Below are 12,860 nucleotides of genomic sequence, written 5' to 3' on the forward strand. Positions count from 1 at the left end.
GTCTTGGTCCTGGCTCAGGCAATAAGGCTGTGATGCCATAGCATAAAGGCGTTGGAAAGGCCGTGACCGATGGCTACAACGTTTCGGTCGCGGGGCCACACGCGATTTTCGGTGTTTGGGTCAAATGGATACTTTAGGTCGGTTTCGGGACAGGCTGAGCAGCCTGCCACGGCACTTGAAGCAACTTCTGCTCATCTGTTTCGATGTATTGGCGCTTCTCGGCGTGCTTTGGCTGAGTTTCTCTACGCGGCTCGGTACAAGTTTTGCACCCGACGGCCCTCAGTTTGCGTTGATGTTGCTTGCGCCGGCCCTGGCCGTGCCGGTCTTTATCCGCATGGGTCTTTATCGTGCGGTGATCCGGTATCTGCCCGAGCGGGCATTATTGACCATCATCCAGGCCATGACATTGGCCACACTGCTTTGGGTCGCGGCATTGTTTCTGGCCGAGGCGACGCGCCTCGCCACCTTTCCGCGTACTGTGCCCTTCTTCTACTTCATCTTCGGCACTGTCGTCGTCGCCGGATCGCGGTTTGTCGCCAAGAGCCTGCTGTGGTTGCCGGAGCGGGGGCTCGCCCCGCGCGACAGCCTCGTCGCGATCTATGGCGCGGGCGCCGCGGGCGCGCAGCTCGCCGAGGCCTTGCGCGAAAGCCACCGTGTGATCTTCTTTGACGACGAGCGCGGCCTGTGGGGCCGGGACGTCGGCGGCATCCGGGTCCATCCCCCGGATTCGGTCGGGCAGTTGATCGAAGGTCGCGGCCTCAAGGAAGTGATCCTCTCGATGCCGTCTGCCGCTCCGGCGCGGCGCGGCGAGATCATCGCCGAGCTGAGCCGGCACTCCGTCAAGATCCGTACCCTGCCGGCCATTTCCGACCTCGTTTCGGGCAAGTACCTTGTCAGCCAGCTGCGCGAGATCGACATCGACGATCTCCTCGGCCGCTCGACCGTGCCGGCCAACCCCGACCTGATGGGCGCGATCCTCCCCGGCCGCGTGATTCTCGTCACCGGCGCCGGCGGCTCCATCGGCTCCGAACTCACCCGGCAGATCGTTCGCGGCGCGGCGCGCAAACTGGTGCTCTTCGAAGCCAACGAGTTCGCGCTCTACGAGATCGAGCGGCGCCTCAAGCCGCTGGCCGGCGACGTCGAACTGGTGCCGGTGCTGGGTTCGGTGGTCGACGCCGCCCTCGTGCGCCGTACGCTGGCCACGCATGGGGTCGACGTCATCTTCCACGCCGCCGCCCACAAGCACGTGCCGCTGGTCGAGGCCAATGCGCTCGAAGGCATCCGCAACAACGTCATTGGCGCAAAGGTCCTCGTCGATGCCGCCGTCGCCGCCGGGGTGCAGCGCTTCGTGCTGATCTCATCCGACAAGGCGGTCCGCCCGACCAACGTCATGGGCGCCACCAAGCGCTGGGCCGAGCTGATCGTGCGCCATTACGGCAAGGGCCCCGGCATGCGCTATTGCTCGGTGCGCTTCGGCAATGTGCTGGGCTCGAACGGCTCGGTCGTGCCGCTGTTTCGCGAGCAGATCGCGAGTGGCGGCCCGGTGACCCTGACGGATGCGCGCATGACGCGCTATTTCATGTCGATCCACGAGGCGGCCGAACTGATCGTCCAGGCCGGCGCCCTGGCCGAGGGGGGCGACATCTTCCTGCTCGAGATGGGGGAGCCGGTGGCGATCCGCGATCTCGCCGAGAACATGGTGCGGCTCGCCGGGCTGTCGGTGAAGGGGCCGGCCAACCCCACCGGCGACATCGCCATCGTCGAGACAGGGGCCCGCCCCGGCGAGAAGCTGTTCGAGGAACTGTTCTACGATCCGGCCAACGCCGTGCCTACCAGCCAGCCGAAGATCCTGCGCAAGCCCGCTGCCCGCGGCACCGACGGCCTCGACGAAGCCCTGGCCGCGCTCTGCGCCGCACTCGCCGCCGACAATGAGGTGGAAGCGCGCCGGGTGCTGTTCGAGCTTGTCGAAGCCCCGGCGCGCCTGGAGGTCAGCTCGCAAGAGCCGTGAGCTTGGTCTTCAGTGTATCCACTGTCGGCTTCAGCACATCGCTGACTCCCGGAATGGCCATGACCCGGTCAATCATCGGATTGATCGTCTGCAGCAGCGGAGCAACCATGCTGGTGACTGCCGCCTTCTGCTCGGTCGTGGCCTGGCCGATGGCCGAGACCACCGGGGTGAGCGCCGTGGAAACGCTCTCGAGCCTCGGCAGCGCCGCCTGAGCCGAGGCGGCGTCCGTCACGCCCTCCATCGTGGTGCGGAGCGTGCCGAGCTGGGTGCTGATCTCGCGGCCGACGTCGATGCCGCCGATGGTCAGGTTCGGCGCCGTGGTGACGTTGGTCGAGGTCGCCGCCGGAGGCGCCTGCGTGGTCGTGGTCACCGGCTGGGTCGGCCGGCCGAGGAAGTACCAGAGCAGCCCCAGGATCGCGAGCAGCGGGATGAGCCAGTAGAGCCAGCGCATGCCGGATCCGGTGTCGACCGCCGCCGAGGCGGACCGGGTCCCACTGGAGGCGGCGCTGCTGGCCGTGCGGGTGGCCGAGGCGGTGGCCCCGCGGACCTGGTCGGCGGCAGCGTCGAGGTTCTCGATCACGCCGCTGCCCTCGAGCAGGTTGCCGAGCCGGCTGGGCATGGCGTGGGCGATGTTGGACTTCTGCGACTCGAGCAGGTTGCTGACCGAAGCGGCGTCGATGCCGCGCGGTCCGACCTGCTTGCCGATCATGCCAAGGACGATCGGGGCGAGCGCGCCCATCAGTGCCGTCGCCGCACCCTGGCCGAGGCCGGAGAACTTGGCGATGGCCAACGAGATGCCGCTTTGCGCGTTGGAGCCGAGGAGCGAGCCGACGAGGCGGGTACCCGACTCGGTGAGGGAGTTCTGTCCGCCGCCGAGCAGCCCACCGATATCGTCGAGCGCGGTAGATTGCTGCTGAACCGCGTCGGCGATCTTCTGGGCGCCGCCATGGGTGGCGGTGCCGGCAAACCCGGCCAGCAGTGCGGGAACGGCCGCCCCGATTGCCGATTGCACCTGCTGCCCGTCGCCACCGACGCTTGCGGCGATCTTCTGCACCATGTCCGGTGTCAGGAACTGGGAGACGGTGGAGACGAGATCTGAAGCCATGACTTACCTCACTGGTTACGTCACGGCCGCGTCCGACTATCCGGGTGAGGCACACCACCGGCCGTGGTGGGCCTCGTGGTAGGCCCGCCGGTCCTAACGGGAGGCGCAAAAAGCAGGTGGGATTTTCCTAGGATTCGATCCGCGTTCCCGCTCGCATGAGCTTGAGCTGGTGCGGATCCTCGCCGCGGAACTGCGCGATGCGCAGGCGGAAGTTGTTGCCGATGACCTCGGCCCGTTCGACGAACAATGCCGCCACGGCCGGCGGGCACAGCTCCTCGACCGTCATGCGGAACAGGCTCAGCCAGCGCTGGAAATGCGGGTCGGCTAGCTCGGGAATGGCGATGTGCGCGGGCATCGGCCGCCCCCTGTAGCGGCCGGTGCCGAGCAGCATCGAGCTCCAGAAATCGGTGATCTTGTCGAGGTGCGCCGGCCACTCCTCATCGGGAATGACCCGGTTGAACACCGGTCCGATGACGTCGTCCCGCCGCGCCTTGGCGTAAAAGCTCTCCACCACGGCGCGCACCATGGCTTCATCGAGCTCGGGCGGGATCAGCCGCCCGCTCGGGTGGAGTCGCGTCCCGGCCGGCTGGTCCATCAGCCCTTGACCACGAGGACGGGGGCTTCGGCAAGGCTGAGCACCTTGCTGGCCTGGCTGCCCAGCAGAAGTCGCTGCAGCCCGCGATGGCCGTGCGAACCCATGACGATCAGGTCAGCCCCGATCCGGCTGGCTGTTCCGAGGATTCCCTCGTACGGCAGCTGGTTCTCGACATGCACGGTTTCGGCGGGGACCCCGGCCTCGGCGAGGGCCGCATCGAGCAGCTTCCGGCTCGCCACGATATTGCCCTCGCGGATATCGTCGAACACCGACGCGGGCACCGACCAGCCGAGCTCGGGCGCCGCAAAGGTCGGCGCCTGTTCGGTCACCGTGACGATGGTCAGCTTGGCTCCGAACGCCTTGGCCAGCTCGCCGGCCTGTCGCACTGCCTTGCTCGCGATTTCGGTACCGTCGGTCGCGACGAGAATCTGCGTGTACATGCACCACTCCATTGGGGTCCGCGCCTAACCAGATCATGCGCTGCAAGGCGCTAGTCAACCGCGCGAAAGGCCGCGAAAGCAGAAAGCCTCCCGCGAGGTTGGGCATGTGCCGCCAAGGATCGCGGGCTTCACCACGCTCGCTGACGAAGCAACGACGGCCCGCAACCGCACACAACGGCGGCGGCAACCTTCCCTCGGCCTCACACGTTCTCGGTCGCACCCACTGGCAGTCCGCTGCGACCTCTAGGCACGGCGTCACTCCGGTGGCGCCGCCTTCGATCTTGCCGTGTCGTTCAAGTGAGGGGACGCCAATGCACCTTACCCCCAGAGAGCTGGACAAGCTGCTGATCCATATGCTGTCCGATGTCGCGTTGAAGCGAAAGGACAAGGGCCTGAAGCTCAACCATCCCGAGACGGTCGCCGTGCTCTGCGCCTATGTGCTCGACGGAGCCCGCGAGGGCAAATCCGTCGAGGAGGTGATGGACGGCGCGCGCAGCGTGCTGAAATCAACCGACGTGATGGAGGGCGTGCCCGACCTGCTGCCGCTCATCCAGGTGGAAGCCGTGTTCACCGACGGCAGTCGTCTCGTCAGCCTTCACAACCCGATCACCTGAGCGTTCCGCTGACCTTGCGTCAATCCAGGAGGGCCAGATGGCCACACCTCCGACCAATCGCACGCACCCGCAGGCCGAGCACACCAAGACTGCCCACAAGGCGGTGCGCCCGCTTGGCGGCTATGTGTTCGCCAAGGATCCCATCGAGATCAATGTCGGGCGGCCGCGCACCAAGCTGACGGTGCGCAACACCGGCGACCGGCCGATCCAGATCGGCTCGCATTTCCACTTCTTCGAAACCAACCGCTATCTCGAGTTCGACCGCGCTGCGTCATTCGGGCAACGGCTCGATATTCCGGCCAACACTGCGGTGCGGTTCGAGCCGGGCGACCAGAAGGAAGTGACGCTGGTGCCTTATGCCGGCAAGGCCTTCGTCTTCGGCTTCAACAACCTCGTGGATGGCTGGACCGGCGATGGTCCCAAGCCCGACTACCGCCCCGGCAGGGCAGCGGCGATCGAGCGCGCCGACAAGCTCGGCTTCAAGTCCGGCAAGACCCCGACCAAGTAGCACAGCGCGTCCCCTTCGGACGCCGCTTCATTTCGAGGTGCAGCATGACGCAGATCTCCCGTCAGCAATACGCCGACCTCTACGGGCCGACCGTCGGCGACAAGATCCGTCTGGGAAATACCGATCTCTATGTCGAGATCGAGAAGGACCTGCGAGGCGCCTATGGCGACGAGCTGCAATATGGCGGCGGCAAGACACTGCGCGACGGCATGGGCTCGGAAAACCAGCTCACCCAGGAAGCCGGATGTCTCGATCTGGTGATCACCAATGTCACGGTGATCGATGCCATCCTCGGCGTGATCAAAGCTGACGTCGGCATCCGCGACGGCAAGATCGTCGGCCTTGGCAAGGCCGGCAATCCCTCGACCATGGAGGGCGTGACGCTGGGTCTCGTCACCGGCACCGCCACCGACGCGATCTCCGGCGAGCACCTGATCCTGACCGCCGGCGGCATGGATACCCACGTGCACTACATCGCGCCGCAACAGGTCTATGCCGCGCTGTCGAACGGCATCACGACGCTCTGGGGCGGCGGCATCGGTCCGGCGGACGGAACGAACGGCGTCACCACCGCCAACGGCCCGTGGAATCTCGAGATGATGCTGCGCGCGATCGAGGGCCTGCCGATCAATTTCGGTATCTGCGGCAAGGGTAACTCCACCGGCACGGCACCGCTCGTCGAGCAGCTGCTGGCCGGCGCGGCAGGCTTCAAGGTGCATGAGGACTATGGCGCGACCCCAGCCGCGATCCGCACCTGCCTGTCGGTTGCCGACGACTACGACGTGTCGGTCGCCGTCCATACCGACACGCTGAACGAGTCCGGCTATGTCGAAGACACCATCGCCGCCTTCGATGGTCGCACCATTCATACCTATCACAGCGAGGGTGCCGGCGGCGGGCACGCGCCGGACCTGCTCAAGGTGGTCGGCCAGGGCAATGTCCTGCCCAGTTCCACCAACCCCACGCTGCCATGTGGGATGAACTCGGTGGCCGAACTCTTCGACATGATCATGGTCTGCCACAACCTCAACCCCAAGATTCCCTCGGACGTCGCCTTTGCCGAAAGCCGGGTGCGGGCCGAAACGATCGTCGCCGAAAGCGTGCTGCACGACCTCGGCGCCATCTCGATGATCGGCAGCGACTCGCAGGCCATGGGACGCGTCGGGGAGACTTTCCTGCGCGCCATCCAGACCGCGGACGCGATGAAGAAAGCGCGCGGCGCGCTCCCCGAGGACGCGTCCGGCAACGACAACTTCCGGGTGCTGCGCTACATCGCCAAGGTGACGATCAATCCCGCCCTCACCGCGGGGATCGCCGATGTCGTCGGATCGATCGCGCCGGGCAAGGTCGCCGATCTCGTGCTGTGGGAACCGGCCTTCTTCGGTGCCAAGCCCAAGATGGTGCTGAAGGGCGGCTTTATCGCCTGGGCCAACATGGGCGACCCCAACGCATCGCTGCCGACGCCGCAGCCGATGTACTACCGGCCGATGTTCGCCACGTTCGGCTCGACGCTGGCGAAGACCTCGATCACCTTCGTTTCGCGGGCCGCCTACGACAACAATGTCGCGGAGCGCTACGGACTGCAGCGCATGGTGCAACCGGTGTCGGCAACGCGCGTGCTCGGCAAGACCCACATGGTGCGCAACAGCTACCTGCCCGACATCGATGTCGATTCACAGACCTTCGCGGTCAAGATCGACGGCGAGCACGTGACGGTGAAGCCGCCCCAGACCATCGCGCTCAACCAGCTCTACTTCTTCAGCTGAACCGGACGCCACGCAAACCCAGGTGGAGATCTGCATGATTATCATCGAGGGCATCGTAGGGAATTCGAAGGACCCGCACTGGCAGTCGCGCCTCGCGGGGGCGGATATCGACCTGCTGGTGCTTGACCAGTGGGAGGCGCAGAAGAGCCGGCTGCGCAAGGCCACCACGCAGGACGTGGAACTGGCCCTCTCGCTCGACCGCAATACCCATCTGCACGATGGCGACATCCTCGCCTGGAGCGAGCCCGACAAGCGCGCGATCATCGCCCGGATCGACCTCAAGGAAGTGATGATCATCGACCTAGACGAGGTGGTCAGCGAGACGACCGAGATGATCGTGCGAACCATGTTCGAGCTCGGTCACGCGCTGGGCAACCAGCACTGGCCGGCGGTGGTCAAGGGCACCAAGGTCTACGTGCCGCTGACGGTCGACCGCAAGGTGATGGCGTCGGTGATGAAGACCCATGCCCTGCCCGGTGTCCGCTACGAGTTCATCGCGGGCGCCGAAGTCATCCCTTACCTCGCGCCGCATGAATCGCGGCGTCTGTTCGGGGGCGCGAGCGAGGCGTCGCACTCCCATGAGCATCAGCATGGGGGCGAGCGTCATGACCATGACGGTGATCACCAACACGGCCACCATCACTGAGCTGACCAGTTCGTACCGGTGCCTGCCGGAGCTGCTGCATCTGCTCCAGTTCGGCGACTCGGCGCTGCCGGTGGGCGGCTTCTCGTTCTCGAACGGGCTCGAGTCCGCCATCCAGCAGGCGGTGGTGCGCGACGCCGCGACGCTGCGCGAATTCGTGCTGACCGCGATGCGCCAGTCGGCAACCGGCGACGGTGTGGCGCTGCTCTGTGCGCACCGCGCCGCCAGGGCCGGCGACACGGCGGCGCTGCTGGCGATCGACCGCGCCACCTTCGAGCGCAAGCTCAACGAGGAGACGCGGTTGATGACGGTGCGCATGGGACGCAAGCTTTGCGAGCTCAGCGCGGCGATCATCGGGGACGACCTGAACCGCGAATGGCTGGTCCGGATCAAGGCCGCCGAAACCGCCGGCACGCACCCGGTGAGCCTCGCCATTGCGCTCGCGGCGCTCGGGGTCGAGCGGCGCGACGCCTTCGGCGTTCAGCAATACGGCGTCGCCTCGACCATTCTCGGCGCGGCGCTGCGCTTGATGCGCATGTCGTTCGTCGACACGCAGAAAATCCTGCTCGAAGCGACTGGGGGCGTGGCTGCGGCCTACGAGGAGGTCGCCGATGCGGGTGTCGAGGACATGGCGAGCTTCGCGCCGATGGTCGACATCCTCGCCGCCGTACACGTCAAGGGTCACGTCCGCATGTTCATGAACTAGCGAGGAACGAGATGAAGAAGATACCGCGTATCGGCATCGGCGGCCCGGTCGGATCGGGCAAGACCGCCATCATCGAGGCGATCACGCCGGTGCTCGTCGGCATGGGCTACAGGATCCTCGTGATCACCAACGATGTGGTGACCACCGAGGACGCCAAGCACGTGCAGCGCACGCTGCGCGGCGTGCTGCTCGAGGACCGAATCATCGGTGTCGAAACCGGCGGCTGCCCGCACACCGCCGTGCGCGAAGACCCGAGCATGAACCTCGCGGCCGTAGAGGAGATGGAAGCCAGGTTCCCCGACACCGACCTGGTGCTGCTGGAAAGCGGCGGCGATAACCTGACGCTCACCTTCAGCCCGGCGCTGGTCGACTTCTTCATCTACGTCATCGACGTGGCGGCGGGCGACAAGATCCCGCGCAAGAACGGGCCGGGCATTTCGCACTCCGACATCCTGATCATCAACAAGGTGGACCTCGCACCCTATGTCGGGGCCAGCCTCAAGGTGATGGACGACGATTCCCGCATGATGCGCGGCAAGAAGCCGTTCGTATTCACCAACTGCAAGACCGGTGAGGGCATCCCCGAACTGGTGCGGCTGATCCGCGAGAACGTGCTGTTCGACAGCGATATCGCGCGGGAAACCGCCTGATGTTCGCCAACGTTCGGGAACTGGCGCCCTACCAGGAGGAGCCCAGGCAGCTCCCGAGCGGTTCGTTCGGCAAGAACGCCTTCCTCAGGCTCGGCTTCGAGCCGCGTCCGGGGCGGACGGTGCTGAGCACCTTGCACCGGCGCGCGCCGTTGATCGTCCAGCAGGCGCTCTACTGGGACGAGGAAATGCCGGGCCTGCCCTGCGTCTCGATCATCTCGAACTCGGGCGGCATCCTGCAGGGCGATCGCAACGTCATCGAGATCGACCTGGCCCCGGGCTCGGCGGCGCATGTCACCACGCAGGCGGCGACCCGCGTGCACGAGATGGACACCAACTTCGCCACCCAGACGCAGACGTTCGTGCTGGGAGCGGACGCCTACCTCGAGTACATCCCCCATCCCACCATCCCGCACAAGCGGGCCCGCTTCCTGCAGCACACCAGGATCGTCATCGACCCGACGGCGACGCTGCTGTTCTCCGACATCCTGATGGCGGGCCGGAAGTACTACGGCGATGGCGAGCTCTTCGACTACGACCTGTTCTCCTCGACGGTGAGCGCCGAGCGTCCGGATGGGGCGTCGCTCTTCACCGAGAAATTCATCGTCCAGCCGCACCGGCACGGCGTCGCCTGCCTCGGCGCGATGGGGCCGTTCCATGTGTTCGGCAATGTGTTCCTGCTGACCCCCAAGCCGCACGCCGACAGGCTGTTCGAGGCGATCGATCCGCGCTTCGACGCCGAGGCGGGCCTCGCCACCGGGATGAGCCGCCTGCCTTACGACACCGGGCTGGTGTTCAAGGTGCTGGGGATGGAGTCGGCGCCGGTGACCGCAGCGATCCGGCAATTCTGGTCGCTTGCCCGACAGGAGGTGGTGGGGGCGCGCGTCCCCGACACCTTCCTCTGGGCCTAGCTCGGAGGTCGCGCCAATGTCCGACAGCACCAATCCCTGGGCCAAGGCAGTCGCCGGCAACTCGGCGCTGCGCTTCATCGACACCAACCTGCGCGGTGCTGGCCAGGTCATCTTCCAGAACAATCCGCTGACGGGGCTGCTGTTCCTCGTCGCCATCTGCTGGGGCGCCGCAATAGCCGGCCACCCGGGCATCGGGCTCGGCGCTGTCGCCGCGCTGGCGGTGGCGACGACCACCGCCATGCTGCTCGACGTCGACGAGGCCTCGCTGCGGCAGGGGCTGTTCGGCTTCAACGGGGTGCTGGTCGGGGCCGCCGTGCCGACCTTCCTCGCCACCAGCCCGGCGATGCTGGTGATACTCGTCATCGGGGCGGCGGTCTCGACCGTCGTCATGCTCGCAGTGTCCAATGTGATGAAGACCTGGGGCACGCCGGCGCTGACCTTTCCGTTCGTTCTCACCACCTGGTTCCTGCTGCTGGGAGCCTACTCGTTCGGCCACCTGCCGATCGCCGCGATGGGACCGCCGACGCTGCCCCTCCTGGCGGTGGCGCCGAGTGCGCCGATCGCGCCCCTGGAACTGCTGCAGGCCTGGCTGAAGGGCCCGGCTCAGGTGTTCCTGATCAACAACTGGATCAGCGGCGTGCTGGTGGTGCTGGGGCTGCTGGTCAGTTCGCGCTGGGCGGCGCTGTTCGCGCTCGTGGGCTCGGCGGTGGCGCTGCTGGTGGCGGTCGGGCTCGGGGCGACTGCCGAGAGCATCGACGCGGGGCTGTACGGCTTCAGCCCGGTGCTGACGGCCGTCGCGCTGGGCTGCGTCTTCTACAAGCCGTCATGGCGGGTGACCGGGTATGCGCTGCTCGGCACGGTGTTCACCGTGCTGGTGCAGGGCGCCATGAACGCCGCCGTCGCACCGCTCGGCATTCCGACCCTCACCGCCCCCTTCGTCTTCGTCACCTGGCTGTTCCTGTTGCCCAAGGCCAAGCTCGCGCCGCACCCGCACCAGCCGATCGTCGATGGCGTGGTCGGGCAGCGCGGACCGAAGCCGGATGGCAAGGGAGGCTGACGATGGACATCGCACTGCGCATCGGGGCCCTCGTCCTGGGTATCCTCGGGGTGGTGTTCTACTACAGGTCAATCGTCCGCGTGATGCTGCTCAACCGGCGCGAGCGCGATCCGGTGGAGCGCTACGCCCGGTTCGTGGCAGTGGGCATCACCCACATTCTGGCCGGCGGTTTGCACGACTATGAGCGGGTGCAGCGCTACCAGGCCTGGGTGCTGCCGATCTTCGTCTTCGTGGCCGTGGCCACATGGTTCGTGGTGGTACAATTCGCCTTCAGCCTCATCCTGTGGGCGCTGACGCTCGAAACCACCTGGCTGATGGCGCTCAGTGCGAGCGGATCGGCCCTCAGCACACTCGGCTTCAAGACGCCGCCCACGCTTGTCGGCGAGTTTCTCGCCGTCTACGAGGCGGCGATCGGTCTCGCCATCGTCGTGCTGCTGTTCACGTTCGTGCCCGGCTACCAGGCGGCGATCCAGGCCCGGGAACGCAAGGTCGGCTGGATCTACGCACGCACTGGCCAGCACCCGAGCTGCACCACGCTGCTCGAGGCGCTCAAGCTGGCCAAGCGCCTTGACGATACCGCCACCTGGGAAGACTGGGAGAGTTGGTTCCGCAGCATTCTCGAGACGCACTCGATCTCGCCCATCCTGTCCTACGTGCCCTCGGTCTATAGCGGCACCACCTGGGTCGGCGCCTCGGCGGCGGTGCTGGACACGACGTCGCTCCTGATCGCCGCTCTCCACCCCAAGGACACCATCGCGGCGCGCATCTGCCGCGAGACCGGGGTCACGGCGCTGCGACTGATCGCAATGGAACTGCACCGGAACATCCCCGAGGATGCGTGGGACCGCAGGCACGTCGACCCACGCTTCATCAGCGGCTTCGACCAGATCTATGACAAGCTGGCGGAAATCGGGCTGCAGGTGCGGCCCGATCGGCAGGCCTGCTGCGAGATGTTCATCACGCTGCGCGCCGAATACGAGGCCAGCATCCGCCACATTGCCCGCGCCACGCTGATGCCGATCGAGGAGCCGTGGATCCTGCCGCACCCGCTCGCGCCGACCACTCCCCCCGCTCCCGGCTGAGGCTTGTCGCCGATGAGACGTCTCCTGCTCCCTGCTGCCCTCGGTCTCGGCTGCTGTCTCGCGACGCCGGCCCCGGCGCATTTCCAGCAGATCATCCCGTCGGACGATGTGCTGGCGGATGGCGGACCGCTGACGCTGCAACTGGTCTTCACCCATCCGATGGATCGCGGACCGACCATGGACATGGCGAGGCCCTTGCGCTTCGGGGTGTTGCGGGACGGGATAATCGCCGACCTGACTGCGACCCTGGTCGAGCAGGATTTCGACGGCAAGCGCGCCTGGACCGCCAATGACGAGGTCACGAAGCCGGGCGCCGCGATCTACTTCGTCGAGCCGCAGCCCTATTGGGAAGCGGCCGAGCACAAGTTCATCGTGCACTACGCCAAGGTGGTGGTGGATGGCTATGCCTCGGGCGAGAACTGGAACGCCATGGTCGGCTTGCCGGTGGAGATCGAGCCGCTGACCCGGCCAACCGGGTTGTGGACCGGAAACCTGTTCACCGGCGTGGTGCTGCACGACGGCCGGCCCGCGCCGCATGCGACAATCGAGATCGAGTACCGAAACGACGGTTCGGTCGTGGCGCCCAACCCGGCCTTCGTCACCCAGATCATCACCGCCGATGCCAACGGCACGTTCTCCTACGCCATGCCCCGCGCCGGCTGGTGGGGCTTTGCCGCGCTGGTCGACGGCGACGCGCCGATGACGGGGCCGGACGGCAAGCCCGCTCCGGTCGAACTGGGTGGGCTGATCTGGGTCAAGGCGACGGACATGAACTGAG

At 66.4% G+C, this 12,860-nt stretch carries 14 protein-coding genes; 11 read left to right on the plus strand and 3 right to left on the minus strand.

Annotation, left to right across the window (positions count from 1 at the left end; all coding sequences use genetic code 11):
* Positions 1-124 precede the first annotated feature (124 nt).
* Positions 125-2,008, plus strand: coding sequence for a polysaccharide biosynthesis protein (locus PRN20_RS03885; RefSeq protein ID WP_337956216.1), 1,884 nt, complete (start codon positions 125-127; stop codon positions 2,006-2,008).
* On the opposite strand, the gene PRN20_RS03890 is transcribed toward PRN20_RS03885, so the two are convergent.
* The 3 genes from PRN20_RS03890 to PRN20_RS03900 all read right to left on the minus strand — a co-directional run bounded on the left by PRN20_RS03890 (position 1,989) and on the right by PRN20_RS03900 (position 4,148).
* Positions 1,989-3,113, minus strand: a complete 1,125-nt coding sequence (locus tag PRN20_RS03890; protein WP_273955742.1) for a DUF937 domain-containing protein — start codon at positions 3,111-3,113, stop codon at positions 1,989-1,991. The genes PRN20_RS03885 and PRN20_RS03890 overlap by 20 nt on opposite strands.
* Positions 3,114-3,240: 127 nt before the next feature.
* Entirely contained in the window at positions 3,241-3,708 is a 468-nt protein-coding gene (locus PRN20_RS03895; protein ID WP_273955744.1) for a group III truncated hemoglobin, read from the minus strand.
* Positions 3,708-4,148 (minus strand): universal stress protein, encoded by a 441-nt coding sequence (locus tag PRN20_RS03900; RefSeq protein WP_273955745.1) that lies wholly within the window; start codon positions 4,146-4,148, stop codon positions 3,708-3,710. Before PRN20_RS03900 ends, PRN20_RS03895 begins: the two co-directional genes overlap by 1 nt.
* 311 nt (positions 4,149-4,459) lie before the next feature.
* On the opposite strand from PRN20_RS03900, the gene PRN20_RS03905 reads away from it, so the two are divergent.
* From PRN20_RS03905 to PRN20_RS03950, 10 genes are read left to right on the plus strand one after another with little or no spacing between them, the layout of a single operon-like run.
* Positions 4,460-4,762, plus strand: coding sequence for an urease subunit gamma (locus PRN20_RS03905; RefSeq protein ID WP_273955746.1), 303 nt, complete (start codon positions 4,460-4,462; stop codon positions 4,760-4,762).
* A 37-nt stretch (positions 4,763-4,799) separates the two neighbouring features.
* Entirely contained in the window at positions 4,800-5,270 is a 471-nt protein-coding gene (locus PRN20_RS03910) for an urease subunit beta (RefSeq protein WP_273955747.1), read from the plus strand.
* 44 nt (positions 5,271-5,314) lie between these two features.
* Positions 5,315-7,036 carry an urease subunit alpha gene (locus PRN20_RS03915; protein WP_273955748.1) on the plus strand — a complete coding sequence of 574 codons (1,722 nt, stop codon included), beginning with the start codon at positions 5,315-5,317 and terminating at the stop codon, positions 7,034-7,036.
* Between the two features lie 34 nt (positions 7,037-7,070).
* Positions 7,071-7,682: an urease accessory protein UreE gene (gene ureE, locus PRN20_RS03920; RefSeq protein ID WP_273955749.1), complete on the plus strand. Its 612-nt coding sequence runs from the start codon at positions 7,071-7,073 to the stop codon at positions 7,680-7,682.
* A complete protein-coding gene (locus PRN20_RS03925) occupies positions 7,654-8,385 on the plus strand; it encodes an urease accessory protein UreF (protein WP_443112541.1) in 732 nt (243 codons plus the stop codon). The genes ureE and PRN20_RS03925 overlap by 29 nt, the downstream gene beginning before the upstream one ends.
* Positions 8,386-8,396: 11 nt before the next feature.
* Positions 8,397-9,035, plus strand: a complete 639-nt coding sequence (gene ureG / locus PRN20_RS03930; protein ID WP_273955750.1) for an urease accessory protein UreG — start codon at positions 8,397-8,399, stop codon at positions 9,033-9,035.
* Positions 9,035-9,943: an urease accessory protein UreD gene (locus PRN20_RS03935; RefSeq protein WP_273955751.1), complete on the plus strand. Its 909-nt coding sequence runs from the start codon at positions 9,035-9,037 to the stop codon at positions 9,941-9,943. Before ureG ends, PRN20_RS03935 begins: the two co-directional genes overlap by 1 nt.
* A 16-nt stretch (positions 9,944-9,959) precedes the next feature.
* On the plus strand, positions 9,960-11,000 hold the full coding sequence (yut, locus tag PRN20_RS03940; protein WP_273955752.1) for an urea transporter: 1,041 nt from the start codon (positions 9,960-9,962) through the stop codon (positions 10,998-11,000).
* A 2-nt stretch (positions 11,001-11,002) separates the two neighbouring features.
* Complete coding sequence (locus PRN20_RS03945; RefSeq protein ID WP_273955753.1) at positions 11,003-12,082, plus strand: hypothetical protein; 1,080 nt, start codon at positions 11,003-11,005, stop codon at positions 12,080-12,082.
* A gap of 12 nt (positions 12,083-12,094) precedes the next feature.
* The gene (locus PRN20_RS03950) at positions 12,095-12,859 is read left to right on the plus strand and encodes a DUF4198 domain-containing protein (protein ID WP_273955754.1); all 765 of its coding nucleotides are present in this window, start codon (positions 12,095-12,097) and stop codon (positions 12,857-12,859) included.
* Position 12,860: the final 1 nt, after the last annotated feature.

Origin of the sequence: Devosia sp. ZB163, from assembly GCF_028613635.1 — a bacterium.
In the GTDB taxonomy this organism is placed as follows: domain Bacteria; phylum Pseudomonadota; class Alphaproteobacteria; order Rhizobiales; family Devosiaceae; genus Devosia_A.